The organism is Agromyces sp. NPDC058484, assembly GCF_042720415.1.
Lineage (GTDB): Bacteria > Actinomycetota > Actinomycetes > Actinomycetales > Microbacteriaceae > Agromyces.
The window spans coordinates 64,677-88,904 of the sequence record NZ_JBHXMP010000017.1 but is presented as its reverse complement, the minus strand read 5'-3'; the positions used below and the strand labels follow the sequence as shown (position 1 = coordinate 88,904).

21 protein-coding genes and 1 tRNA gene are annotated in these 24,228 nt (G+C 70.8%); 7 read left to right on the top strand and 15 right to left on the bottom strand.

Annotation, left to right across the window (positions count from 1 at the left end):
• Positions 1-6: 6 nt before the first annotated feature.
• Both tmk and topA read right to left on the bottom strand, forming a co-directional pair.
• A complete protein-coding gene (gene tmk, locus ACFWN7_RS14120) occupies positions 7-627 on the bottom strand; it encodes a dTMP kinase (RefSeq protein ID WP_376939455.1) in 621 nt (206 codons plus the stop codon).
• Complete coding sequence (topA, locus tag ACFWN7_RS14115; RefSeq protein WP_376939454.1) at positions 624-3,488, bottom strand: type I DNA topoisomerase; 2,865 nt, start codon at positions 3,486-3,488, stop codon at positions 624-626. The genes tmk and topA overlap by 4 nt, the downstream gene beginning before the upstream one ends.
• 201 nt (positions 3,489-3,689) lie before the next feature.
• Here topA and ACFWN7_RS14110 point away from each other — a divergent pair, with 201 nt between their 5' ends.
• On the top strand, positions 3,690-3,926 hold the full coding sequence (locus ACFWN7_RS14110) for a hypothetical protein (RefSeq protein WP_376939453.1): 237 nt from the start codon (positions 3,690-3,692) through the stop codon (positions 3,924-3,926).
• Positions 3,927-3,937: 11 nt separating this feature from the next.
• Here the strand turns inward: ACFWN7_RS14110 and ACFWN7_RS14105 are convergent, their stop codons facing one another.
• From ACFWN7_RS14105 to ACFWN7_RS14085, 5 genes are all read right to left on the bottom strand, one after another.
• Positions 3,938-4,327, bottom strand: coding sequence for an Rv3654c family TadE-like protein (locus ACFWN7_RS14105; RefSeq protein ID WP_376939452.1), 390 nt, complete (start codon positions 4,325-4,327; stop codon positions 3,938-3,940).
• Positions 4,327-4,635 (bottom strand): TadE family type IV pilus minor pilin, encoded by a 309-nt coding sequence (locus ACFWN7_RS14100; RefSeq protein WP_376939451.1) that lies wholly within the window; start codon positions 4,633-4,635, stop codon positions 4,327-4,329. The genes ACFWN7_RS14105 and ACFWN7_RS14100 overlap by 1 nt, the downstream gene beginning before the upstream one ends.
• A gap of 16 nt (positions 4,636-4,651) precedes the next feature.
• Positions 4,652-4,927, bottom strand: coding sequence for a DUF4244 domain-containing protein (locus tag ACFWN7_RS14095; RefSeq protein WP_376939468.1), 276 nt, complete (start codon positions 4,925-4,927; stop codon positions 4,652-4,654).
• 175 nt (positions 4,928-5,102) lie between these two features.
• Positions 5,103-6,167 carry a type II secretion system F family protein gene (locus ACFWN7_RS14090; RefSeq protein ID WP_376939450.1) on the bottom strand — a complete coding sequence of 355 codons (1,065 nt, stop codon included), beginning with the start codon at positions 6,165-6,167 and terminating at the stop codon, positions 5,103-5,105.
• Between the two features lie 8 nt (positions 6,168-6,175).
• Positions 6,176-7,354, bottom strand: coding sequence for a TadA family conjugal transfer-associated ATPase (locus ACFWN7_RS14085; protein WP_376939449.1), 1,179 nt, complete (start codon positions 7,352-7,354; stop codon positions 6,176-6,178).
• Between the two features lie 498 nt (positions 7,355-7,852).
• On the opposite strand from ACFWN7_RS14085, the gene acs reads away from it, so the two are divergent.
• Entirely contained in the window at positions 7,853-9,808 is a 1,956-nt protein-coding gene (acs, locus tag ACFWN7_RS14080) for an acetate--CoA ligase (RefSeq protein ID WP_376939448.1), read from the top strand.
• 18 nt (positions 9,809-9,826) lie between these two features.
• On the opposite strand, the gene ACFWN7_RS14075 is transcribed toward acs, so the two are convergent.
• The gene (locus ACFWN7_RS14075) at positions 9,827-10,294 is read right to left on the bottom strand and encodes a RidA family protein (RefSeq protein ID WP_376939447.1); all 468 of its coding nucleotides are present in this window, start codon (positions 10,292-10,294) and stop codon (positions 9,827-9,829) included.
• Positions 10,294-10,527, bottom strand: coding sequence for a hypothetical protein (locus tag ACFWN7_RS14070; protein ID WP_376939446.1), 234 nt, complete (start codon positions 10,525-10,527; stop codon positions 10,294-10,296). The genes ACFWN7_RS14075 and ACFWN7_RS14070 overlap by 1 nt, the downstream gene beginning before the upstream one ends.
• A gap of 144 nt (positions 10,528-10,671) precedes the next feature.
• Between ACFWN7_RS14070 and ACFWN7_RS14065 the strand changes: the two genes are divergently transcribed.
• The 3 genes from ACFWN7_RS14065 (at position 10,672) to ACFWN7_RS14055 (ending at position 14,450) form a co-directional block, all read left to right on the top strand.
• Entirely contained in the window at positions 10,672-13,305 is a 2,634-nt protein-coding gene (locus tag ACFWN7_RS14065; protein ID WP_376939445.1) for a transglycosylase domain-containing protein, read from the top strand.
• The gene (locus ACFWN7_RS14060) at positions 13,302-14,291 is read left to right on the top strand and encodes a metallophosphoesterase (RefSeq protein WP_376939444.1); all 990 of its coding nucleotides are present in this window, start codon (positions 13,302-13,304) and stop codon (positions 14,289-14,291) included. Before ACFWN7_RS14065 ends, ACFWN7_RS14060 begins: the two co-directional genes overlap by 4 nt.
• A gap of 85 nt (positions 14,292-14,376) precedes the next feature.
• Positions 14,377-14,450: transfer RNA gene (locus ACFWN7_RS14055), tRNA-Pro, on the top strand.
• Positions 14,451-14,534: 84 nt separating this feature from the next.
• On the opposite strand, the gene ACFWN7_RS14050 is transcribed toward ACFWN7_RS14055, so the two are convergent.
• The 4 genes from ACFWN7_RS14050 to ACFWN7_RS14035 all read right to left on the bottom strand — a co-directional run bounded on the left by ACFWN7_RS14050 (position 14,535) and on the right by ACFWN7_RS14035 (position 19,672).
• On the bottom strand, positions 14,535-16,394 hold the full coding sequence (locus tag ACFWN7_RS14050) for a glycoside hydrolase family 15 protein (RefSeq protein ID WP_376939443.1): 1,860 nt from the start codon (positions 16,392-16,394) through the stop codon (positions 14,535-14,537).
• A gap of 319 nt (positions 16,395-16,713) precedes the next feature.
• Positions 16,714-18,318, bottom strand: coding sequence for a DUF222 domain-containing protein (locus ACFWN7_RS14045; RefSeq protein WP_376939442.1), 1,605 nt, complete (start codon positions 18,316-18,318; stop codon positions 16,714-16,716).
• An 88-nt stretch (positions 18,319-18,406) separates the two neighbouring features.
• Complete coding sequence (locus tag ACFWN7_RS14040) at positions 18,407-18,760, bottom strand: YnfA family protein (protein ID WP_376939467.1); 354 nt, start codon at positions 18,758-18,760, stop codon at positions 18,407-18,409.
• A 171-nt stretch (positions 18,761-18,931) separates the two neighbouring features.
• A complete protein-coding gene (locus ACFWN7_RS14035; RefSeq protein ID WP_376939441.1) occupies positions 18,932-19,672 on the bottom strand; it encodes a DedA family protein in 741 nt (246 codons plus the stop codon).
• Positions 19,673-19,850: 178 nt separating this feature from the next.
• Between ACFWN7_RS14035 and ACFWN7_RS14030 the strand changes: the two genes are divergently transcribed.
• Complete coding sequence (locus ACFWN7_RS14030) at positions 19,851-21,314, top strand: sensor histidine kinase (protein ID WP_376939440.1); 1,464 nt, start codon at positions 19,851-19,853, stop codon at positions 21,312-21,314.
• A complete protein-coding gene (locus ACFWN7_RS14025; protein WP_376939439.1) occupies positions 21,311-21,982 on the top strand; it encodes a response regulator transcription factor in 672 nt (223 codons plus the stop codon). The genes ACFWN7_RS14030 and ACFWN7_RS14025 overlap by 4 nt, the downstream gene beginning before the upstream one ends.
• A 19-nt stretch (positions 21,983-22,001) precedes the next feature.
• Here ACFWN7_RS14025 and ACFWN7_RS14020 read toward each other — a convergent pair whose 3' ends face one another.
• Together ACFWN7_RS14020 and ACFWN7_RS14015 are read right to left on the bottom strand one after the other, a co-directional pair.
• Positions 22,002-22,865 carry a universal stress protein gene (locus ACFWN7_RS14020; RefSeq protein WP_376939438.1) on the bottom strand — a complete coding sequence of 288 codons (864 nt, stop codon included), beginning with the start codon at positions 22,863-22,865 and terminating at the stop codon, positions 22,002-22,004.
• A gap of 41 nt (positions 22,866-22,906) precedes the next feature.
• Complete coding sequence (locus ACFWN7_RS14015; protein ID WP_376939466.1) at positions 22,907-24,208, bottom strand: UDP-glucose dehydrogenase family protein; 1,302 nt, start codon at positions 24,206-24,208, stop codon at positions 22,907-22,909.
• Positions 24,209-24,228: the final 20 nt, after the last annotated feature.

Here is a 24,228-nt window from a genome sequence, read left to right as displayed (position 1 = left end):
GTGGGTTCAGAGGAGGCCCGCGACGCGATCGCGGATCGTCGCCGCGAGCTCATCGACCGGCAGGCCGGCATCGACGACGAGGAACCGATCGGGATCGGCGGCGGCCAGCGCGAGGTAGGCCTCGCGCACCCGATCGTGGAAGTCGGATGCCTCGGCCTCGAGCCGGTCGAAACGCGTGCGCGACTCGTCGAGGCGGCCGCGCGCGACATCCGCGTCGAGGTCGAGGAGGATCGTGAGATCGGGGCGGAGGCCCTCGGTCGCCCACTCGGAGATGCCGCGCACCTCCTCGGGATCGAGCACGCGCCCGGCGCCCTGGTAGGCGACCGAGGAGTCGATGTAGCGGTCCTGGATCACGATGTCGCCACGTTCGAGCGCCGGCCGCACCAGTGTCGCGACGTGGTGCGCGCGGTCGGCGGCGTAGAGGAGCGCTTCGGCCCGCGGCGAGATGTCGCCGCGGTGGTGCAGCACGATCTCGCGCACCTCGACGCCAACCTCGGTGCCGCCCGGCTCGCGGGTGCGCACGACCGTGCGGCCCTCCGCGGCCAGCCATTCCCGGAGCAGTTCCGCCTGCGTGGTCTTGCCCGACCCGTCGCCGCCTTCGAGGGTGATGAAGACCCCGCGGCTCACGCCGAGCTCTTCTTCGCGGCCGACTTCTTGGCCGGCGCCGTCTTCACGGTCGCCTTCTTCGCGGTCGACGTGCGCTTCGCTCGCGGCGCCGCCGGACCCTTGTCGCGCTTGATCTGCAGCAGTTCCACCGCCCGCTCGAAGGTGATGTCCTCGACCGACTCGGCGCGCGGAATGGTCGCGTTCGTCGTGCCGTCGGTGACGTACGGGCCGAACCGGCCGTCCTTCACCTTGATGGGCTTGCCGCTGACCGGGTCGTTGTCGAACTCCTTCAGCGCGCTCGACGCGCGGCGCGCGCCGTACTTCGGCTGCGCGAAGAGCTCCAGCGCCCCGGCGACGTCGATCTCGAAGATCGCGTCCTCGCTCGGCAGCGTACGGGTGTCGGCGGCCTTCTTCAGGTACGGGCCGTACCGGCCGTTCTGGGCCGTGATCTCGTCGCCCGACTCGGGATCCGCCCCGACGACGCGCGGCAGGTCGAGCAGTTTCAGCGCGGTGTCGAGATCGACCTCCTCGATCTGCATGCTCTTGAACAGCGACGCGGTGCGCGGCTTCGCGGCCGCGACCTTCTTCGCTCCGCGCTTGGCCGTCTTCGCCGGTGGGGTCGGCGGTGCCTCGATCACCTCGCCGGCGCCGCCCTGAGCCTGTCGAAGGGTCGCAGGGTCGACGGATGCCGCGGCATCCGTCTCGGGCTCGGGCTCGAGTTCGGTCACGTACGGGCCGAATCGTCCGTCCTTGACGACCACCTGCTTGCCGTTGGCGGAGTTCACGCCCAGCACCCGATCGACCTGCACCGGCGCGTCGATGAGCTCGCGCGCCTTCGCCTCGGTGAGCTCGTCGGGCGCGAGGTCTTCGGGCAGGTTCACGCGACGCGGCGGTGCGTCGGGCGCGGCATCCGGTTCGACGGCCTCGAGGTAGGGGCCGTACTTTCCGATGCGCAGTGTGACGCCCGGTGCGATCGACACCGAGTTGATCTCGCGGGCGTCGATCTCGCCGAGGTTGTCGACGACCTGACGCAGGCCCCGGTGCCGGTCGGAACCGAAGTAGAAGCTCGAGAGCCAGTCGACGCGGTCCGCCTCGCCGGCCGCGATGTGGTCGAGGTCGTCTTCCATCTCGGCGGTGAAGTCGTACTCGACGAGATCGCCGAAGTGGTCCTCGAGCAGGCGAACAACCGAGAACGCGACCCAGCTCGGCACGAGTGCCTGACCGCGCTGGGTGACGTAGCCGCGGTCGAGGATGGTCGAGATGATCGACGCGAAGGTCGACGGGCGGCCGATGCCGAGCTCCTCGAGCCGCTTCACGAGGCTCGCCTCGGTGAAGCGCGGCGGCGGAGTGGTCTCGTGCCCCTTCGCCTCGAGGTCGGCGATCCCGAGCGCCTGGCCCTCGGTGAGCGCCGGCAGCTTCGCGTCGCCGGGCGTGTCGTCGGCGTTGCGTTCCTCGTCGTGTCCCTCTTCATAGGCGGCGAGGAAGCCGCGGAACGTGATCACGGTGCCGCTCGCGGTGAACTCGGCGATGGTGCCGGCGATGTTCACGGATGCGCCGGCTGGGGCCGCGACATCCGCCGCCGTCGGCCCGACCTCGATCGTCACCGTGGCGGTGTGGCCCTTCGCATCGGCCATCTGCGACGCGACCGTGCGCTTCCAGATCAGGTCGTAGAGCTTGAACTCGCTGCCGCGGAGCACGTTCTGCAGCTCGGACGGCGTGCGGAACACCTCGCCAGACGGACGGATCGCCTCGTGCGCCTCCTGCGCGTTCTTGGACTTGCCCGAGTAGGCGCGCGGCTTGTCGGGAACGGAGTCGGCGCCGTAGAGCTTGGTGGCCTGCGCGCGGGCGGCGGTGATCGCCTGCTGCGAGAGCGACACGGAGTCGGTTCGCATATAGGTGATGTAGCCGTTCTCGTAGAGCGACTGCGCGACCCGCATCGTGTCGCGTGCTGACAGGCGGAGCTTGCGGGCGGACTCCTGCTGCAGCGTCGACGTGGTGAACGGCGCCGCCGGGCGACGCGAGTACGGCTTCGACTCGACCTTCGAGACGGTGCGGGAGACCCCGTCGGCGCGCAGGGCCTCGACGAGTGCGTGCGCGACCGGCTCCTCGAGCACGACCGCTCTGCCCTTCAGCCGCCCGGCGTCGTCGAAGTCGCGCCCGGTCGCGACCCGCTCGCCGCCGAGGCGCACGAGGCGTGCCTCGAACGATGCGGCGGCGGCATCCGCGCCCTCCGCGGCATCCGCGTTCGTGAATCGGCCGATGAGATCCCAGTAGCCGGCAGCGACGAACGCGAGCCGCTCGCGCTCGCGGTCGACGACGAGCCGCGTGGCGGCGGACTGCACCCGGCCCGCCGAGAGACCCGGGCCGACCTTGCGCCAGAGCACCGGCGAGACCTCGTACCCGTACAGGCGGTCGAGGATGCGGCGGGTCTCCTGCGCGTCGACGAGCGCCGTGTCGAGCTCGCGGGTGTTGTCTTTGGCCTTCTCGATCGCGTCTTTCGTGATCTCGTGGAAGACCATGCGCCGCACGGGCACCTTCGGCTTCAGCTCCTGCAGGAGGTGCCATGCGATGGCCTCGCCCTCGCGGTCCTCATCGGTGGCGAGCAGGAGTTCGTCGGCGTTCTTCAGCGCCCGCTTCAGTTCGGCGACCGTCTTCTTCTTCGCGTCGGAGACGACGTAGTAGGGCTCGAAGCCGTTCTCGACGTCGACCGAGAACTTGCCGAGCGAGCCTTTCTTCAGTTCTGCGGGGAGGTTCTTCGGCTCGATGAGGTCACGGATGTGGCCCACCGACGACAACACCTCGTAGCCCTCGCCCAGGTACTGGGAGATCGACTTCATCTTGGTCGGCGACTCCACGATGACCAATTTCTTCGCGCCTGACACCAGACTCCTCTTATTCCGTGATCGGGAGAACGCACATCGAGCCGCGCCCCTGAGCGGTGTGCCGTTCGGCGGAGCGGTCCCGCCGACAGCCACACCATACACACCCTCGCCGTGAGTGCACCCACCCTGCAACGCGAAGTGGGGGCGGAATGCGGGCCGCAACCCCTTGCAGTGCGCTCGCCTCGGAGGAGAATTGGGCTCATGGACACCTCTTCCGCGAGCTCGTACACGGCGAAACTGATCGACGGTCCGCTCGAGGGAAAGACGGTTGCGACCGCTTTCCTCGAGACGGGCGACCCCAGGCCGAGACTCGAGCTCAACACCGACAAGGGAAAGCACTACATCTATACTCGCGGCGCGGGCCTCGAGTTCAGCGCCGACGACGACGACCGACCGACCGCCGTCGAGTATCGGTTCGTCGAGACGGTCTTCGACTGAGCTCATCCGGTTCACCCGGGGGGCCCAGCCCGCGCGGACGCGGAGAGTTCCATTCCGAGGGACGAGCTCACGACGGTCACGGTGGCATCCGGTCCGACCGTCTCGCACGACGTGAGCATCGCACCGTTGCGGGCTGACGTCTGCGCGGCGAGCTCGCACGGGACGCCGGGCACGGCCCCTGAGAGCGCGTCGGCCGCGGCGAGCGCGGCGGCATCCGCTGCGTTCGCGACCCGTTGCGAGATGACGAAGACGGTGGCCGTGGGCACGACCATCGCGGTGAGCCCCACCACCGCGCCGACGATTCCGAGCGCGAGCACGGATGCCGCGCCACGGTCGTCGCGGCGAAGTGCACGATTGCACAGCCAGCGCGGCCGGCGTGCCGGTGCCGCCCGCGCGCGCATCAGTGCCCGCCCGCGACCGCGCACGATTCCGCCCGCAGCTCGATCGGCGCGAGGAGGCCACGCCCCGGCGCCCGCAGCGTGACGCACACGAACACGCCGTCCTCAGCGACGGCGAGCGTGGCGCCGCCCGACACCCGGTCGGCGATCGCGCCGGCCTCGGCGGCGGACTCGCCGCGACCGAACGCCCGCGCGGCGTCGGCCGCGGCATCCGTGAGCCGCACCTGCTGTCCGACGAGCTGCACCGATGCCAAGCAGGCGGCGAGCACCAGGGCGATCGCGGGCAGCGCGACGGCGAACTCGGCCGTCACGCTGCCCCGATCTGCGTCACCCGACCGTGAGCGCATTCCGCACGAGGTCGGTGAGGATGCCGCGCACCTCGTCGCCGCGCAGGATGACGACGAGCAGGCCGGCGAACCCAACCGCCGCCATCGTGGCCACGGCATACTCGGCGGTCGCCGCTCCGCGCTCGCCGGCGAGGCGTCGGGCGATGCGACGGAGCGCGCGACGCTTGGCGCTGCCGCCTGCGGCCCCGGTGGCAACTCCTCGCCCGTGCCCCGGGGGCTCGTCCGCCGCGGATGGTTCAGTTGCGTGATGCTGCATGGTGGTGTTCCTTCCTGTGGTGCCGGTCTTCCGGCGGTCGGGCGGCACGAGTCTGTTGGGCGCCGGCACGAGCCTGTTGGGCGCCGGCACGAGCCTGATGGGCGGCACGAGTCTGCCGGGCGGCACGAGGCTGCCGGGCGGCACGAGGCTGCTGGGCGGCACGAGCGCGGCGGCGTCACGCGGCACCGCCGAGGGTGCCCGCGACGACGGAGATGAGGAGCGGCACGACGCCGAGCAGCACGAACGCGGGCAGCACGCAGGCGCCGAGCGGGAGCATGAGCCGCACGCCGAGGGCTGCGGCTCGGGCGGCGCCCTCGGCGCGAGCGACGCGTCGGAGGCGGAACGCCTCGGCCCGCAGCAGTTCCGACACGGGTGCGCCGGCGCGGACGGCCAACGCGATCACCGCATCAGGGGCGCCGTCGCCGGCGGGCATCGCGCCTCCGGCCACCAGCGCATCGCGCACGAGGGCGCGGGCACGGTCGATCGAGGCGCCGCTCGACATGGCGATGGCGAGCAGTTCGAGCTCGAGGCCGGCGTCGGCCCGGGAACGGCCGGCACGCGCGGCGAGAGCCGTGCTCCAGCGTCGGCCGGCCCACAGCAATGCCGTGCCGAGTAGGACGCAGGCTGCCCCGAGCGGGTTGCCGAACAGCACGGCGATCGTGTCGAATCCGAACGCCGCGCCGAAGAGCACCGCGATGAGCGGCAGCGCCATGACGAGGCGTGCGCTCGCGATCGGGCCGGCGAGCGCGGTGCGCACCTCGCGCCGGAGCTGTGCCTCATCGCGGAGGGCTGCGGCGAGATCCCTGAGGCTCGCCGCCAGCGGGGCGCCCGAATCCGCGGCCACCGACCACGCGGCGGCGAGCACCGACCACTCGGTCGACGCGGCGGGAGCCTCGCTCCTCGACGCCGCGATCGCCGCCGATACGGATGCGCCGTCGGCGGCTGCGTCTGCGGCCGCAGCGAGCACGAGCGCGTCGGCGCCTGCCATGCTCGTGCCCGCACCGCCATCCGGCGTGCCGCCGCTCACCGCGCCGCCGCTCGCCGCGCCGCCGCGCACCGCCCCGCCGCTCGCCGACCGCTCCCCCACATGCGTCCACGCCGCCGGCGCCGGAACCCCCGCCGAGAGCAGCACGGCGAGCCGCTCCGCGACGGCGGCGATCGCATCGACCTCGGCGGCGGGGTCGCGCCGACGGCGGAACCCCGGGATCCGTTCGATCAGCCGCTCGAGGGCACGCGGCATCCGCTCGTTCACATCGCCTCCACCGAGAGGCGGTCGGCGTGCAGCCCGAAGCGACCGACCTGCGCGAGCCGGCGCCTGCCTGCGACACGCTCGACGTGCAGCACGAGGTCGAACGCGCTCACCGTCTGCCGTGCGACGGCGTCGGGCGTCAGCCCCGCCGTCGACCCGAGCGCCTCGAGCCGGGCCGGCACATCGTCGAGCGAGTTCGCGTGCAGGGTGCCCGCACCGCCGTCGTGTCCCGTGTTCAGCGCGGCGAGCAGCTCACGCAACTCGGCGCCCCGGCACTCGCCCACGACGAGTCGGTCGGGTCTCATGCGCAGCGCCTCGCGCAGGAGCGCGTCGAGTCCGACGCGGCCGGTTCCCTCGAGGTTCGCCTGCCGAGCCTCGAGCGAGACGACGTGCGGGTGGTCGACGGCGAGCTCGGCCACGTCTTCGATGAGGACGATGCGTTCGCGCGCGGATGCCTCGCCGAGGAGTGCGGCGAGGAGGGTCGTCTTGCCCGCACCGCCGGCACCGGTGACGAGGAGGTTCCTGCGCGTTGCGACCGCCTCGCGCAACAGCGACTCCTGAGCCGGGTCGAGCATGCCCGCACGTGCGAGCGCCGAGAGCGGAAAGCCCGCCACCCTCGGGACCCGTACCGACAGGAGCGTGCCGACGGTCGAGACCGGCGGCAGCACCGCGTGCACCCGGATGCCGCGACCGAGCCGCACGTCGACCGCGGGAGTGGCCTCGTCGATATGGCGGCCACCGCGGGCGATGAGACGCACCGCGAGCGCCCGCACCTCGGCCTCGTTCGCCGCCCATGCCGGTTCGTGCTCGGGCCCGGCGCCGCGGTCGATCCAGAGTCCGTTCGCGCCGTTCACGAAGAGGTCGGTGACCGGGCCGGATGCCGCGAACGGGGCGAGCGGGCCGAGCACGGCCAGATCGGGGTCGGCGGCGGAGTCGGTGTTGACGTCGGCGCGATCGGCGCCTGCCCCGGGACCGTAGGCATCGGCGCGAGCCGCATCGGCGCGAGCCGCCTCGGCGCGAGCCGCGTCGGCGCGAGCCGCGTCGATGTCGTCGGCATCGACGTCGCTGCCGGTGACGCGGCGACCGGTGCGCTCGACGCCCACACGCTCGACGCCCGGCTCCACGACGGGTCTCGGCTCGCGCTCCCACGATGGAGTGGCCACGAAGGGGATGGTCATGCGACGACCGTAGGCAGCCGGCCGTGCCCGCGGCATCCGCTCGGCTCATGTGTGGAAAGAGCCCTCCGGCACGCCGTTGTGGAGGAGGACTCGCCCTGATCGCACCAGCGGTGCGACGCCGGCTGCGACGATGCGACGCCGGCCGCGAACAGCCGGCGCCCTTAACGAAAGGGGGCGGCACCCATTGGGGGGAACAGGTGCCGCCTCGGCAGCGCAAGGATTGGGGGGAATCGCGAGCGCTGCAGGCCACGAAACGAGTGTTCGGGCGGTAATCAGCATACGGCTTGCCCACCGATGCGCAAGCCTTTTGTCCTCATTTGTGCGGACCCGCAGATTTCTCTGGGCAAAGGCACAGCGTCGGGCTCAACGGCGCGGCCTTCGGGTGCCTCCCAGCGTGACCCGCCCGTTTGCAGAGCCCTCATAAGAGAGGGGTAGGGTGCTCTGTGGGGCAGGCGGCCCACCCGATGAACTGAACCGCGAAGGAGCGACCCGAGAACCATGACCGTTCAGATCGATCACGCACTCGAGGAGATCAGGCGTTTCCGGCCGAGCCCCGAGTTCGCCGCCCAAGCCGTCGCCGACGAGAGCCTGTACGAAGCCGCCCGCGCCGACCGGCTCGGTTTCTGGGCCGACCAGGCCCGCGAGCTCCTCCAGTGGGAGAAGCCGTTCACGCGCACGCTCGACTGGTCGAATCCGCCGTTCGCGAAGTGGTTCGACGACGGCGAGCTCAATGTCGCCGTGAACTGTCTCGACCGCCACGTCGAGGCCGGACTCGGCGATCGCGTCGCCATCCACTGGGAAGGCGAGCCCGGCGACCGCCGCGACATCACCTACGCCGAGCTCACCGACGAGGTCAAGCGCGCCGCGAACGTGCTCGAGGGCCTCGGGGTCGGCGAGGGCGACCGCGTCGCGATCTACCTGCCGATGATCCCCGAGGCCGTCGTGGCGATGCTCGCCGTGGCCCGCATCGGCGCCATCCACTCGGTCGTCTTCGGCGGGTTCTCGAGTGACAGCCTGGCCTCGCGCATCGACGATGCCGAGGCATCCGTCGTCATCACGGCAGACGGCGGATACCGCAAGGGGCGGGTGTTCCCGCTGAAGCCCGTCGTCGACGAGGCGCTCACGAAGGTGCAGACGTCGGGCGTGCGGAACGTGCTGGTCGTGCGGCGCGGCGAGAACGAGGTCGACTGGACCGGCGGTCGCGACCTCTGGTGGCACGAGACGGTGGCGGATGCCTCGAACGAGCATGTTGCGCGCGGGTTCGGCGCGGAGCATCCGCTGTTCATCCTCTACACGTCGGGCACCACCGGCAAGCCCAAGGGCGTCGTGCACACGTCGGGCGGCTACCTCGTGCAGACCGCGTTCACGCACAAGTACGTGTTCGACCTGCATCCCGAGACCGATGTGTACTGGTGCACGGCCGACGTCGGCTGGGTCACCGGGCATTCGTACGTGGTGTACGGCCCGCTGGCGAACGGCGCAACGCAAGTGCTCTACGAGGGCACGCCCGACACGCCGCACCCGGGCCGCTGGTGGGAGATCGTCGAGCGCTACAAGGTGTCGATCCTCTACACCGCGCCGACCGCGATCCGCTCGTTCATGAAGCTCGGCCGGAAGATTCCGCACGAGTTCAACCTGCGATCGCTGCGCCTGCTGGGCTCGGTCGGCGAGCCCATCAACCCCGAGGCCTGGATCTGGTACCGCCACGTCATCGGCGGCGGCTCGATCCCCGTGGTCGACACGTGGTGGCAGACCGAGACCGGCGCGATCATGATCTCGGCGCTGCCCGGCATCACCGACCTGAAGCCCGGGTCTGCGCAGGTGCCGATCCCCGGCGTCACGATCGACATCCTCAGCGACGACGGCACGCCGGTCGAGGGTGAGAACGGCGGGCTCCTCGTGGTCACCGAGCCGTGGCCGGCGATGCTCCGGGGAATCTGGGGCGACCCCGAGCGCTTCAAGGAGACGTACTGGGAGAAGTTCGGAGACAAGTACTTCGCCGGCGACGGGGCGCGCCGGGATGAGGACGGCGACATCTGGCTGCTCGGCCGGGTCGACGACGTCATGAACGTGTCGGGCCACCGGCTCTCCACCGCCGAGATCGAGTCGTCGCTCGTCGCCCACCCGTGGACGGCCGAGGCCGCCGTGGTCGGAGCGTCCGACGAGACGACCGGCCAGGCCGTCGTCGCGTTCGTCATCCTCAAGGCGAGCCAGGCCGAGCGGGTGACCGACCCGTTCGAGGCGAGCGAGGAGCTGCGCAAGCACGTCGCGACGCAGATCGGCGCCATCGCCCGGCCGCGCCAGGTGTTCATCGTCAACGAGTTGCCGAAGACGCGATCGGGCAAGATCATGCGGCGGTTGCTCCGCGACCTCGCCGAGGGCCGCGACATCGGCGACACCACGACGCTCGCCGACACCTCGATCATGCAGGTGATCAGCGCGCAGGTGCGCTGAGCGCGCTGTCTATTCTCGCTACGCGAACTCGACGACGAGCTCGATCTCGACGGGGGCGTCGAGGGGCAATGAGGCGACGCCGACGGCGGAGCGGGCGTGCCGCCCTGCCTCGCCGAAGAGTTCGCCGAGCAGCTCCGAGGCGCCGTTCACGACGCCCGGCTGACCGGTGAACGAGGGGTCGGATGCCACGAAGCCGACGAGCTTCACGATGCGGGTGACCCGGTCGAGCGAGCCGAGCTCGGCGCGCACCGCGGCCAATGCGTTGAGTACGCACGTGCGCGCGTAGCCCTTCGCATCAGCAGGGGACACGAGCCCTGCCCTGTCGCCGACCTTGCCCGTCGCGGGCAGCGCGCCCGCGACGAACGGGAGCTGGCCCGAGGTGTACACGTAGGCGCCAGTGGCCACGGCGGGCACATATGCCGCGACAGGCGGCGCGACATCCGGCAGCTCGATGCCGAGTTCGGCGAGGCGCGCTTCGACCCCCATCAGGCGTGCCCCTCGCCCTCGAACTGCTTGGCGGCCTGCGCGGCAGCTGCAGCGCCGGCTGATGCCGCGACCGATGATTCTCCGCCGACGGGCCGCTTCAGGTACGCGACGAGCCCGCCCTCGGGACCCTGCACGACCTGCACGAGCTCCCAGCCCTCCGAGCCCCAATTGTTGAGGATGGCGGCGGTGTTGTGGATGAGCAGCGGGGTCGTGATGTATTCCCAGGCCGACATGGATCCCTCGTCTCTGATGTGCGCGCGATGGGCGCGGATGGGCGCGCGATGTGCGCGCGACAAGACCGGCAACCCACGCCGCGTGGCGGATTTTGCCAGCCTTCTTCCGTTAAGCTCCACTATATGTCTGCCCAAAAACGTACGATGAGCGACGTCGGCACCGGAATCCTCGGGTTCGTCGGCATGAGCGCTCTCGCCGGCGTTCTCGTGACAGCAGCGGTGACTCCCGCGCTCGCGGTGACCGGCATGGCCGCGAACAACGGCATCTCGATGTTCGAGAACCTTCCGGGCTACCTCGAGATCGGGGAGCTGTCGGAGAAGACCGACATCTACGCCACGCAGCCCGACGGCTCGCAGGCTCACCTCGCCTCGTTCTTCGACGAGAACCGCGAGGAGGTCGCGTGGGAGGCGATCAGCCAGTACGTGAAGGACGCGGCGATCGCCGGTGAAGACCCCAGGTTCTACGAGCACGGCGGAATCGACATCCAGGGCACGTCGCGCGCGGTGCTCAACGAGTTCGTGATCGGCGGAGACACGCAGGGCGGCTCCTCGATCACGCAGCAGTACGTGAAGAACGTGATCATCAACAACGGCGTGCGCGAAGCGCAGACCGAGGAGGAGAAGGACGCGGCCTACGCCGCCGCCACCGAATCCGACGGCAGCGCCGGCATCGAGCGCAAGCTCAAGGAGATGCGCTACGCGATCGCGCTCGAGAAGAAGTTCTCGAAAGACGAGATCCTCCTCGGCTACCTGAACATCGCCGCGTTCGGCGGCCGCGTGTACGGCATCGAGACGGCGGCGCAGTATTACTTCGGCGGCAAGCACGCCGCCGACCTCACCCTCGCCGAGGCCGCGAGCCTCATCGCGATCGTGAACCATCCCGAGAAGTTCCGCCTCGACTACCCCGAGAGCGAGACGAACGGCGTTAACTCCGTGAACGACGCCGGTGAGCCGACGCCGTACGCCGCGAACAAGGAGCGCCGCGACTACATCCTCGAGCAGATGCTCAAAGAGAAGAAGATCACGCAGGAGGAGCACGACGCCGCCGTCGCAACGCCCGTCGCTCCGGTGATCGTCGAACCGAGCACCGGCTGCCAGACAGCCGCGGGCAGCGCGTTCTTCTGCGACTACGTGAAGAACATCATCCTGAACCACTACGACGATCCCGCCACCGAAGACATCCAGGAAGGCGCCAACCTGCTCCGCAGCGGCGGCCTGCAGGTGTTCACGACGCTCGACCTCGAGTTGCAGGACCGGGCCCAGACGGCCATCGCCGAGAACGTGCCGTTCGTCGACCCCCGCTTCGACGTGGGCTCGGTCGCGGTCACCGTGCAGCCCGGAACCGGCCGGGTGCTTGCGATGGCGCAGAACAAGAACTACAGCGAAGACCCCGACGTCACGAGCGTCGACCCGTCGTACACCGCGATCAACCTCAGCACCGACCGCGCGTACGGCGGCTCGAGCGGACTCCAGCCCGGATCGACGTTCAAGGTCTTCACGCTCGCCGAGTGGCTGAACGAGGGCCACTCGCTGCGCGAGTCGTTCAACGGCGGGCGGCGCACGTTCACCTCGTTCAAGGGCATGTGCGACGGCAGCACCTGGTCGGGCAGCTACAACCCGCGCAATGACGACGGCCGCATCGCGAACAACGCCGTCGACGCCACCAAGTGGTCGGTCAACACGTCGTTCATGGCAATGGCACAGCAGCTCGAGCTCTGCGGCATCAGGGACACCGCGGCGGCCTTCGGCGTGCACCGAGCCGATGGCGCGGCGCTCGGCGAGGGCGTCGATTCCGAGGGCAACCCGATCACGTTCGGCCCGAGCGCGGTGCTCGGCACCGAGGAGATCGCTCCCGTCACGATGGCCGCGGCCTTCGCCGGCATCGCCAACAACGGTCTCACCTGCACGCCGATCGCGATCGACAAGATCGTGACGCCCAGCGGCGAGGAGCTCGCTCCCCCGCAGGCCACGTGCTCGCAGTCGGTCACCCCCGAGGTGGCGCACGCGATGGAGTACGCCATGCAGGAGACGTTCAGGGGCGGCGGCACGGCGGTGGCCTCGAACACCGGCACGGGGGTTCCGCACATCGGCAAGACCGGTACGACGGATGACGCCCACGACACCTGGATGATCGGTTCGAGCACGACCGCCGCCACCGCGGTCTGGGTCGGCAACATCACCGGAGGCAACGACCGGCAGAATCTCCGTGACGTGAGCTTCGACAGCGGCGAGGCATCAACCGCGCGACACCGCATCTGGAGTTCGATCATGGAGGTCGCCGACAACAAGTGGGGCGGCGCCGAGTTCACCGAGCCCGACGCGAGCGCGTTCAAGCAGACGCTCGTCGATGTGCCTCAGGTCTCGGGCCTCTCACTCGATGCAGCGAAGCAGGCGATCGAAGATGCCGGCTTCGTCTTCGAAGACGGCGGCCAGCAGGACTCGAACCTCCCCGGCGGCACCGTGGTCGGGTCCGATCCGTCGGGTCAGGCCGCGCGTGGCTCCACGATCCGGGTCTTCACCAGCAACGGCCAGGGCACGACCGTGCCCGACCTCACGGGCATGAACGCGCAGCAGGCGAAGGGTGCGCTCGATCAGGCCGGACTCAGGATGAAGTCGCCCGGCAACGTCGGACCCCTCGATGTCGTCGAGAGCCAGGACCCGGCACCCGGCACGCCCCTCAAGCGCGGCGGCGACGTCACCGTCACGTTCGTCACCAACGTGCCGGGCAACGGCACCGGCCCCGGCGCCGGCAACGGGCCCGGCGGCGACGAAGATTGAGCGGCTCCACGCTCTCCCCGGCCGCGCGGATCGCCCTGGCGATCGGCGCGGCCGCCGCCGTCGCCCTGGCGTGGGGCAGCCTCGTCGAGCGCACACGCTGGACGCTGCGCCGAGCGGATGTCCCGGTGCTTCCCGCCGGGGCGGCACCGATCCGCGTGCTGCATCTCTCCGACCTGCACATGGCGCCGTGGCAGCGTGACAAGCAGGACTGGGTGCGTTCGCTCGCCGGCCTCGAGCCCGACCTGATCGTCGACACGGGCGACAACCTCGGGCACGAGCGCGGCATCGAGGGCGTCCGTCGCGCCCTCGAACCGTTCCGCGGCATCCCGGGCGTCTTCGTGAACGGGTCCAACGACTATTTCGGCCCGGTCGTGAAGAACCCGTTCCTGTACTTCGGCGGCCCCTCGACGCACATCCCCCGCTCCAAGCCCCTCGACATCGGCGAACTGCACGAGTTCTTCGCCGAGCTCGGCTGGCACGATCTCGACAACACCGCTGCGGCGCTCGACCTGCGCGGCACGCACTTCGAGTTCTTCGGCGTCGACGACCCGCACAAGGGGTACGACCGCCTCGACCTCATCACCGCGGCGATCGACGAGTTGCGCGCCGAGGACCCGCTCGGCGACGAGACCTGGCCCGACGCCCTTCGACGGGCTCAGGGACCGGTCAACGGTCGCCCCACCGTCACGGTGGGCGTCGCGCACGCGCCCTACCAGCGGGTGCTGAACTCGTTCGTGAACCACGGCGCGCAGCTCATGCTCGCCGGGCACACCCACGGCGGCCAGGTGTGCCTGCCCGGATTCGGCGCCCTCGTCACGAACTGCGACATCCCTCGCACGCAGGTGAGCGGGCTCAGCACGTGGCGGCACGGGCTGCGCTCGGCGTACCTCAACGTCTCGGCCGGGCTCGGCACGTCGATCTTCGCGCCGGTGCGGTTCGCGTGCCCGCCCGAGGCGACGTTGCTCACGTTGGTGGGCGCGGAGTAACGACGCGGTCGACGGATGCCGCGGCATCCGTCGTGGTCTGCCGGCCGCGATTTATCGGCTATCCTTGTGGAGGCCGTGAGGCCGCCGGGGTGTGGCGCAGCTTGGTAGCGCGCGTCGTTCGGGACGACGAGGTCGCAGGTTCAAATCCTGTCACCCCGACTGAATGCAGAAGACTCCCTCCCGCACGGAGGGGGTCTTTCTGCGTTACGGGGCCGGCACGGCGTACGGTGCCGAGTGGATGCCTCATGCGCGCGAGCTGCGCGCGACGCTCGCCTGCGCGCCCTCCGCAGCGGTGCCGCGGGCAGCCGCGATCGCGTCGGCGGCGCGCACGAGCGCGAGGTGCGAGAGCGCCTGCGGGAAGTTGCCGGCCTGGCGCCCGGTGCGGGGGTCGGCCTGCTCGGCGAGGAGCCCGAGGTCGGTGCGGAAGGCGAGGATCCTGTCCATGAGCGCGGTCGCGTCGTCGAGTCTCCCGGTGTGGGCGTACTGCTCGACGAGCCAGAAGGAGCAGGCGAGGAACGTGTTCTCGTCGCCGGGCACACCGTCGACGTCGGCCTCGGTGCGGTAGCGGCGGAGCAGCCCGTCGCGCAGCAGGGTCTGCTCGATGCGGGCGACCGTGCCGAGCATGCGCGGGTCGTCGTAGGCGACGTAGCCGACCTGCGCGAGCTGCAGCAGCGCGGCATCCACCTCGGTCGTGCCCTCGTACTGCACGTAGCTGCCGAGCGCGGCGTCGAATCCGCCCCGCTCGATGCGGTCGGCGAGCTGGGCGCGGATGGCGCGCCAGTGGTCGACGGGGCCTTCGCGTCCGTCGTGCTCGACGGCGCAGACCGCCCGGTCGAATGCAGCCCACAGCATGGCCCGCGAGTGCGTGAAGTGGCGGTCGGTGGCGCGGATCTCCCAGATGCCGGAGTCGGGCTGGTCGAGGTGCGCTTCGGCCTCGCGCAGCAGGGCGAGCTGCAGCGACCATGAGAAGCCGTCGTGGTCTGCGCTGACGTGCCGGGTGGAATCGAGGGCGATCATCACCTCGCCGAAGACATCGGCCTGGTACTGCTCGGATGCCGCATTGCCGACGCGCACGGGCGAGCTGCCCGCGTGGCCCGGCAACGTCGACACCTCCCATTCGGCGAGGCGGCGTTCCCCCGCGAGGCCGTACATGATCTGCACGTCGGCGGGGTCGCCGGCGATGGCGCGGAGCAGCCACTGCCGCCACGCCTCGGCCTCGGTGGTGTACCCGTGGTGGATGAGCGCCTCGAGCGTGAGCGCCGCGTCGCGGAGCCACACGTAGCGGTAATCCCAGTTGCGGGCTCCGCCGAACTCCTCGGGCAGGCTCGTGGTCGCCGCGGCGACGATGCCGCCGGTCTCCTCGTGGGTCAGCATCCGCAGCACGAGCAGCGACCGGCGCACCGCCTCGTCGTAGGCGCCGGGTGCCGCGCAGGAGCGCGCCCACGACCGCCACCACCGTTCGGTCGAGGCGATCGCGTCGTCGACGTCGCGCGGATCGGGCACGGGCCGGTGGGCCGGGTACCACGTGAGCTGCACGTCCACCGTCTCGCCGGCCGCCACGGTGAACTCGCCGAGGTGGCGGTGATCGTGCGGCGCGAGCCTGGGACCGCGCACCACGAGGGCGTCGGGGCCTGCGACGGCCAGCAGCACCGGGGCATCCGCTGTGCCGACCTGCCGCATCCACGGCAGCGACGACGCGTAGTCGAAGCGCACGCGCAGTTCCTGCCGCATCCTCACCCGGCCACGGATGCCGCGGACGCGCCGGATCACGTCGCTGCGACGGTCGGAGCCGCTCACGAGGTCTTCGAGGTCGCCGGGGCCGGTCTGCGGCATGAGGTCGGTCACCTCGACCTCGCCGTCGGCGGTCGCCCAGCGCGTGACGAGGGTGAACGTGTCGGCGGTGTACGCGCGGGAGCTCGTGGCCGAGTCGTCGGCCGGTCGAAGGCTCCAGTGGCCCTGCTCGGCGTCGCCGAGGAGTGCGCCGAACACGGAGGCGGAGTCGAACCGGGGCATGCAGAGCCAGTCGATCGAACCGTCGTCGCCCACGAGCGCGGCGGTGCGGCAGTCGCCGATGATCGCGTACTTCTCGATCGGACGCGGCATCGCTCAGTCCTTCCTTCCGGTCGAACGTGCTCCAATTCTGTCGCACTGGTCTGTTGCCGTGCCGTGTCGCTGGTCTGTCGCCGTGCCGTGCCGTGTCGCAGGTCTGTCGCCGTGCCGTGCCGTGTCGCTGGTCTGTCGCCGTGCCGTGCCGTGTCGCGTTGCGGCTCGGCCGGCCGGCTGATGTGGACGAGCACGAGCTCGCCATCGCCGCGCTCCGCACCATCACTCGACCCCGCCGCGTGGCTGTCACGGCGGCGCAATGCTGTTCCGTGCCGAGCCGGTGCCGCGCCGTCAGGCGGCGGCGGCGGCGGTTGCGCCGTCAGGCGGCGGTCTCGGTCGGGCACGTCATCGTCGCTGACGTGCTCGGGGTTCGGCGCAACTCGAGGTGCGGGGATCGGTTGCCGGCGCGGGGGCGTTGTTCGGGGTCGATGTGCGGCGGCGGGATGAACCATGCCCGGTTCGCACGAATCTCGATTCGCCAACCGTTTCGGTGCAGCAACCCGTGATGGAAAGCGCATAACAAAACGCCGTTCTCGAGATCGGAGGGGCCGTGGTGCCTCTTCCACCACCTGATGTGGTGAGCCTGGGTGTGGGCCACCGGTCGTCGGCAGCCGGGGTGAGCGCAGCCGCCGTCTCGTTCGGCGAGGGCCAGTCGTTGCGCCTTGGAGAAGAGCCGCTTGCTTCGGCCGAGGTCGAGCACCTCGCCGTCGCCGCCGCACACCATCGGGATGATGCCGGCCGACGCGGCCAGCTGACGTGCGGTGGCGGCGGGCACGGGCTGGTCGATGCCGTCGATAGTGGCGTACCCGGTGCCGGTGCGGAGGTCGTCGAGGTCGATGCGCGCTACGACCGTGGCGAAGGCCAACGCGGGCAGCGTGTCGCCTGCCGCCGAGATGGCGAGCCGAGCGATGTCTGCGAGTGCATCGGCGTTCATCTGATCGATCGAGCGCTGCTCGGCCATGGCGACATCTGCCGAGATGTCGGCCCGCCCGTCGGCGCTTGGGTGGGCCGCGTCATCGGTCGTGGCATCGGTCGTGGCATCCGTCGCCGAGATCACCGCATCGGCTCGAGTGCCGGCGGCATCGCCAGTTGCGGCATCGCCAGTTGCGGCATCCGCAGTCGCGGCATCCGTCGCCCCGAACCCAGGCCGGGCGTCGCGCGCTCTGTGCAGCTCGGCACCCACCAACGATTCGACGGCCACCTTGATCGGCGCACCGGTTTCGGGGTCGAAGCGGCCGCGCAGGTTGATCATGCCCGCGGAATCCTCCCAGATCTTGAGGGACCGAAGGCCGCGCTGTTCGTCTTCGCGAGGACGCACCCCGTCGGGATCGAGCCGTGCCTCGAGCTGCTTGACGAGCCGACCGAGCCCGTCGACGCCGACGACTGGGCCGCGCTCGACGAGCAGCGCTTCGCTGAACTCGAGGTCGTCGGCCGAGGCGCGCACCGACACGCGGGTGAGGAACGACGTGATCACGGCCGCAGCTTCGACCCCGAGTCGACCCGCGGCGACACCTGTCGCGACATGCGGGAACCGCGCGGGCAGGCGCTCCCCTGTGAACGCAGCGCGCGGCTCGGTGGCTTCGCCGACGGCGATGAGCTTGGCGGCGTCGGAGTATCGCGCACCTTTCATCGACGCGATGAGGCCGGCAGGCGTGGAATGACCCAGGCGGCGCGCCAGCCCGTCGTTGCCGGCTTCGGACGGCGACCGCCTCGCCAGCCCGGCCGCGCAACGCACGGTGAGTGCGTCGACACGCTTCGACAGCGACGCCAGAGCTTCGGTGACCGCGACGAGCCCCGTGTCGCTCATGGTGCCGACGTCGGCACCCGGATCGCCCGACGCCATGGTCAACGCACCCGCCCATGCACTGACGAGCGCGTCGACATCGGTGAGGATCTCACCGAGGGCTGCGGGTGCTTCTGCCATGTATCGATTCTCACGCGACCCACTGACATTCTTTCGAACCGGTGTTCTAGGCAACTGCCCCGGTGAAGGGTGGTCGTTTGCCGGCAGGTCAATCGGACTGCACTGTGCCTTGGAACAGGGGGGCGAAAATGATGATGCCGGCGCCGATGAGGCAGACGGCGGAGCCGATGTAGTCCCACGCGGTGGGTTTGAAGCCGTCGATGATGATGCCCCAGGCGAGGGATCCGGCGACGAAGATGCCGCCATAGGCGGCGAGAACGCGGCCGAAGTTCGCGTCCGGCTGGAATGCAGCGACGAAGCCGTACGCGCCGAGCGCGAAGATGCCGAGTAGGGCGAACCACCAGCCGCGATTCTCGCGGACTGCTTGCCAGATCAGCCATGCTCCGCCGATCTCGGCCGCGGCCGCGACGACGAACAGGATGATGATTCGTGCGATGGTCATGCTGTCACCCTGCCAGCGCAGAGCGCTACTGCGTGAACTCGGCGAGGTCTTCATCGAGCACCGGTCGGGGTCGGGCGCCCACGTTCGTCTTGACGACCTCGCCGCCGACGTGAGTCGGATCGGCCGGCCGGTGATCCCCTGACACCGGGTAGCGGTGCCGTGGTGCCGGTGTCAGTGCGACGTGCGGCCGCCACCGACCTCGCCGAACCCGACACCGACCTCGCCACGCTCGCCACGCTCGCCACCCCCGCCACGATCGCCACCCCCGCCACGCTCGTCACCCCCGCCGCCGACGACCGCCTCCCCTTCCCCGCGCCGCTGCGCCCAACGGATCGCGACGTCGACGACGGCGCCGACGACCGCCGCGAACCCGATCGCGACGAGCACGGCGAGCAGCGGCTGGTCGTGCAGCCACTGCCCGGCGACGAGGCCGATCACGGTCGAGTAGACGGCCCAGGTCAGCCCCGCAACGGCCGACAGCGGAATGAAGCGCCGACGTGGGTAACGGGTCGCCCCGGCCGTCATGTTGACCGCGATCCGCCCCACCGGAATGTAGCGGGCGGTGAAGATCAACACGGCTCCACGGCGGTCGAGTCCGCGCCGCGCCCAATCGAACGCGGCGGCCACCTTGGCCGTGCGCATCCATCGAAAACGCGAGACGCCGATGCGTCGCCCGATCTCGAACGCGATGTTGTCGCCGGCCATGGCGCCGAGTGCGGCGACGGCGACGAGCAACAGCATGTGCGGCGACCCGGTCGATGCCGACACCGCCGCCGCCGCGACCACCACCGTCTCGCTCGGCACGGGCGGAAAGAATCCGTCGATCAGGCACACGAGCACGACCACGAGGTAGAGCCACGGCGATCCCGCGAGAGCGGTGATGGTGTCGTTCAGCACCGCGATGAAGTCCATGTTCCTGCCTTCCTTCGGTCTCGAGAGAGCGGATGCCCCGCGGCCGGCCGCCCGGCCCGCAGCACCACGACCAACGACGCTACGAAGCATCCGGGGCCCCGCGCGCCTGCCGAAGGTCGCCGATCGCCCCTGACTTTCGTCAGGTGCATGGGCGTTCGCCGCTGCCTACGATGAGTGGATGCCTCAGCACACGCCCGGCGACAGCGGCATCTCACTCCGGCGCGAACTGCCCGGAGCTGGCGCTCTCGCACTCGCGACCGGGCTGATGCTGCCGGTTGCGCGCTGGGGCGACTCGACGCTCCTGCTGCTGATCCTCCCCGCCGTCGCAGTGTCGTACTGGGCGGGCCGGCGGATGCACTCGCTCACCGCGGCGCTGTCGGCCATCGGTGCCGTCATGCTCGTCTCCCTGCCCGTCTCGTACGCCCTGCCTGGAGGCGCGCCGCTCGGCGACTGGCTGGTCGGCCTCGTGAACGTCTTCGCGTGGGTCACGCTGCCGTGGTGGATCGGCCGGTACCGCCTGCTGCGCGCCCAGCAGACGATGCGCGACCGGGCGATCCTCGCCGAGCGGGCGCAGGCCGACGAACGGGCACGCATCGCCGACGACCTGCACGACACGCTCGGCCACGAACTCGCGCTGATCGCGGTGCAGGCGGGAGCGCTCGAGCTGGATTCCGGCCTCGACGCAGGGCAGCGCGACCGGTTCGGCGAACTCCGTGAATCCGCTGTGCGGGCGAGTGAGCGACTTCGCGAGGTCGTGGCACTCACCCGCAGGCCCGAGGATGCCCCGTCGCTCGACCCCGTCGGCCAGAGCATCGACATGCTCGTCGCACGCGCACGGGCGGCGGGCATGCGCGTTCGGTTCGAACAGGGCGGCGATGCGGACCGCCCTGTCGCCCCCGTCATCCACGAAACGATGCTGCGAACCGTTCGCGAGGGCCTGACGAACGCCGCACGACACGCTTCCGGCGCCATCGTCGACATCTCGGTGTCGTACGGCGTCGAGTCTGTCGAGGTTCGGATCGTCAATGACGCACCACCGCAGTCGGCGCCGACGCTCGCGACCGACCGGCCGTCCGGCGGGGGTCACGCCGGCGGGGGCCGCGCTGGCGGGGGCCGCGCTGGCGGGGGCCACGGCATTCCGAGCCTCCGCGAACGCACTCGCCTGGTCGGCGGCACGTTGCGGGCCGGCCCGCTCCCATCCGGCGGCTACGAGCTCCTCGCCGCGCTCCCCCGCACCTGGACCGCCCCACCGCCCGCGACCGGCACCGAGCCGGCGTTCGCCTCCAGTGCGCGGTTCGCCCGCCGACGCATCCTTCAGACCGCGATCGTGCCCGTCGCGATCGCGGTCGCCATCCTCGTCGCGCTCATCGCCGTGCAGGCGATCACGTTCGCGCAGACCGCACTCGCGCCCGAGACCTACGATTCGGTGCAGATCGGTCAGTCCCGCGATGAGATCGCACCGCTGTTGCCGCCCGGCGTGCCCGAGCCGCCGCCGATCGTCGACGAACCGCCCGCACCCGACGGTGCGGACTGCGAGTACTTCTCGGCGAAGGAAGGCTGGCTGCACTTCACGGATGCGACCTACCGGCTCTGCTTCGCCGACGGGGCCCTGGTCGAGAAACGCCTGCTGGAGGACGAATGATCAGGGTGGTGATCGCCGACGACGAGGCGATGATTCGAAGCGGCATCCGTTCGATCCTCGAGTCGGATCCTCGCATCGAGGTCGTCGCCGAGGCGGGCGACGGCCACGAGGCGGTCGAGCTCGTGCTTCGGCACCGGCCCGACGTCGTCGTGCTCGACATCCGGATGCCGGTGCTCGACGGTCTGGCCGCGGCCGGGGAACTCGCCGAGGTCGCACCGTCGACGAAGGTGGTCATGCTCACCACGTTCGGCGAGGACGAGTACGTCGAGCGGGCGCTCGGCGGTGGTGCGCTCGGATTCCTGCTGAAGGCGGCCGACCCCCGCGAGCTCATCAGCGGCGTCTGCGCAGTGGCGGGTGGTGCTGCCTACCTGTCTCCCGAGATCACCCGCCGGGTGATCGCTCCGTACCGCGACCCCGACCGTGCGCGCGCGACCCGTGCTCGTGAGGTGATGGCAGGCCTGAGCGACCGCGAGCGCGACGTGCTCGCCCTGCTGGGCGCGGGCGCGACCAACGCGGAGATCGCTGCGAGGCTGCATCTCGTCGAGGGCACGGTGAAAGGCCACGTGAGCGCCCTGATGTCGAAGATCGGCGTGCGCAATCGGGTCGAGGCGGCGATCATCGCGCACCACGCGGGCATCGTCAGCGGGAGCGGCAGCGCGGGCGATTAGAAGAAGCGGTTGGCCCGCCCTACCGCACGACGACCGTCGGCCCCTCGAGGTGCGCGAGCACGCCGTGGCTCACCGAGCCGAGGAGGAAGCGCGCGAGGGCGCCGCGTCCGTGGCTTCCGACGACGAGCAGCGACGCCGACGCGGCTTCCTCGGCGAGCGCGATCACCGGGTCGCCCGCGACGACGACCCGCTGGATCTCGAGCGAAGCCGGCGCCCCGGACGACACCCCGGCCAGCGCCTCGTCGAGCACCTCCTCCGCCGCGCGCTGCAGGTCGTCGGTGGGCACCATCGGCACGCCGTAGCCGTAGTCGCCGCCGATCATCATCGCGATGTCCCACGCGTGCACCGCGATCAGCGGTTCACCCAGGCGAGCCGCTTCCGACACCGCGAACGCCAGCGCCGCATCGGATGCCTCGGAGCCGTCGAGCCCGACCACCACCCCGCGCCGCCCCGACACGTCGATGTCGGGGATCACCGCGACGGGCGCGTGGCTGCCCGCGGCGATGCGCAGGCTGTGCACCCCGCGCCGGCTCGCGCGCTGGCCGCCGTGCCAGTCGCTGCCGACCACGAGCAGGTCGGCGCCCTGCGAGAGCCGGTCGAAGACCTCCACGGGCGAGCCCTGCTCGAGCTCGGTCGCCACTTCGAGGTCGCGATCGACGGATGCCGCGACATCCGCCGCCTCGTCGAGCGACGCCCTCGCGGCGGTCTGTGCGGCGAGCAGCAGCTCCGCGTCATCCGTCGCCGGAATCGACCCCTCGATCACGTGCACGAGCCGCAGGCGACTGCCCGTGGCCGACGCCCGCTGCGCCGCCCAGCGCACCGCGATGCGGCTGGCCCGCCCCCCGGTGCTCACGCCGACGACGATCTCGCCCGTCTCGCCCATGGTGCGCCTCCATCCGCTCCGTTGCAGTCAGTGAAGCATGCTCAGGGCCGGCCGATGCCGCGGTATTGCCAGCCGGCGGCCCGCCAGGCGGCGGGGTCGAGCACGTTGCGTCCGTCGATGATGTGCCGGTCGCCGACGACGCGCCCGGTCTCGACGGGGTCGAGCGCGCGGTACTCGCGCCACTCGGTGACGAGCACGACGAGGTCGGCGCCCTGCAGCGCCTCCTGCGTCGACGAGGTGTAGTCGAGCTGCGGGTGCCGCATCCGCGCGTTCTCGATTCCCTCGGGGTCGGTCGCCAGCACGGAAGCGCCGAGTCCCTTGAGCTGCACCGCGACGTCGAGGGCGGGCGAGTCGCGCACGTCGTCGGAGTCGGGCTTGAACGTGACGCCGAGCACGGCGATCTTCTTGCGGAACACCGAGCCGCCGAGCGCTTCGACGGCGAGGTCGACGACGCGCTGCCGCTGCCGCAGGTTGATCGCATCGACGTCCTTCAGGAACCGGAGCGACTCGCCGCGGCCGAGCTCCTCGGCGCGCGCGGTGAACGCGCGGATGTCCTTCGGCAGGCATCCGCCGCCGAACCCGACGCCCGCGTTCAGGAAGCGCCGACCGATGCGGGCGTCGTGGCCGATCGCGTCGGCGAGCGCCGTGACATCGGCTCCCGTGGCATCCGCGATCTCGCTCATCGCGTTGATGAAGCTGATCTTCGTGGCAAGGAACGAGTTCGCGGCGACCTTCACCAGCTCGGCGGTCGCGTAGTCGGTGACGATGCGCGGCGTGCCCGCTTCGATCGCGGCGCGGTAGACCTGGTCGAGCACGGATGCCGCGTGCTCGTCGTTCACGCCGTACACGAGCCGGTCGGGCTCGAGCGTGTCTTTCACAGCGAACCCCTCGCGGAGGAACTCGGGGTTCCAGGCGAGGCGCGCGTGCGGGGCATCCGCTTCGAGCCGGGCCGCCAGCCGTCCAGCCGTGCCCACGGGCACCGTGCTCTTGCCGACGACGAGCGCGCCGTCTGCGAGATGCGGCACGAGCGCCTCGAACGCGGCGTCGACGTAGGTGAGGTCGGCGGCGCTGGTGCCGGCGGCCTGGGGCGTGCCGACGGCGAGGAAGTGCACGTCGGCGGTCGCGGCATCCGCGATCTCGGTGCTGAACCGCAGCCGGCCGCTCGCGGTCGCCGAGGTGAGGATCTCGGGGAGTCCGGGCTCGTAGAACGAGGGCCGCCCGGCCTTCAGTGCCGCGATCTTGCGCTCGTCGACGTCGATGCCGACGACCTCGTGGCCGAGTTCGGCCATCGCCGAGGCGTGCACGGCGCCGAGGTAGCCGCAGCCGATCACTGAGATGCGCATGAAGACCTTTCGTTCAGACA

What these genes read in the sequence shown, in the direction of transcription:
- ACFWN7_RS14110 (WP_376939453.1), top strand. Translation starts at nt 3,690, where the DNA reads ATGGACACCTCTTCCGCGAGCTCGTACACGGCGAAACTGATCGACGGT.
- ACFWN7_RS14105 (WP_376939452.1), bottom strand. Translation starts at nt 4,327, where the DNA reads ATGCGCGCGCGGGCGGCACCGGCACGCCGGCCGCGCTGGCTGTGCAAT.
- ACFWN7_RS14095 (WP_376939468.1), bottom strand. Translation starts at nt 4,927, where the DNA reads ATGCAGCATCACGCAACTGAACCATCCGCGGCGGACGAGCCCCCGGGG.
- ACFWN7_RS14090 (WP_376939450.1), bottom strand. Translation starts at nt 6,167, where the DNA reads ATGCCGCGTGCCCTCGAGCGGCTGATCGAACGGATCCCGGGGTTCCGC.
- ACFWN7_RS14085 (WP_376939449.1), bottom strand. Translation starts at nt 7,354, where the DNA reads ATGACCATCCCCTTCGTGGCCACTCCATCGTGGGAGCGCGAGCCGAGA.
- acs (WP_376939448.1), top strand. Translation starts at nt 7,853, where the DNA reads ATGACCGTTCAGATCGATCACGCACTCGAGGAGATCAGGCGTTTCCGG.
- ACFWN7_RS14075 (WP_376939447.1), bottom strand. Translation starts at nt 10,294, where the DNA reads ATGGGGGTCGAAGCGCGCCTCGCCGAACTCGGCATCGAGCTGCCGGAT.
- ACFWN7_RS14070 (WP_376939446.1), bottom strand. Translation starts at nt 10,527, where the DNA reads ATGTCGGCCTGGGAATACATCACGACCCCGCTGCTCATCCACAACACC.
- ACFWN7_RS14065 (WP_376939445.1), top strand. Translation starts at nt 10,672, where the DNA reads ATGAGCGACGTCGGCACCGGAATCCTCGGGTTCGTCGGCATGAGCGCT.
- ACFWN7_RS14050 (WP_376939443.1), bottom strand. Translation starts at nt 16,394, where the DNA reads ATGCCGCGTCCGATCGAGAAGTACGCGATCATCGGCGACTGCCGCACC.
- ACFWN7_RS14045 (WP_376939442.1), bottom strand. Translation starts at nt 18,318, where the DNA reads ATGGCAGAAGCACCCGCAGCCCTCGGTGAGATCCTCACCGATGTCGAC.
- ACFWN7_RS14040 (WP_376939467.1), bottom strand. Translation starts at nt 18,760, where the DNA reads ATGACCATCGCACGAATCATCATCCTGTTCGTCGTCGCGGCCGCGGCC.
- ACFWN7_RS14035 (WP_376939441.1), bottom strand. Translation starts at nt 19,672, where the DNA reads ATGGACTTCATCGCGGTGCTGAACGACACCATCACCGCTCTCGCGGGA.
- ACFWN7_RS14030 (WP_376939440.1), top strand. Translation starts at nt 19,851, where the DNA reads ATGCCTCAGCACACGCCCGGCGACAGCGGCATCTCACTCCGGCGCGAA.
- ACFWN7_RS14025 (WP_376939439.1), top strand. Translation starts at nt 21,311, where the DNA reads ATGATCAGGGTGGTGATCGCCGACGACGAGGCGATGATTCGAAGCGGC.
- ACFWN7_RS14020 (WP_376939438.1), bottom strand. Translation starts at nt 22,865, where the DNA reads ATGGGCGAGACGGGCGAGATCGTCGTCGGCGTGAGCACCGGGGGGCGG.
- ACFWN7_RS14015 (WP_376939466.1), bottom strand. Translation starts at nt 24,208, where the DNA reads ATGCGCATCTCAGTGATCGGCTGCGGCTACCTCGGCGCCGTGCACGCC.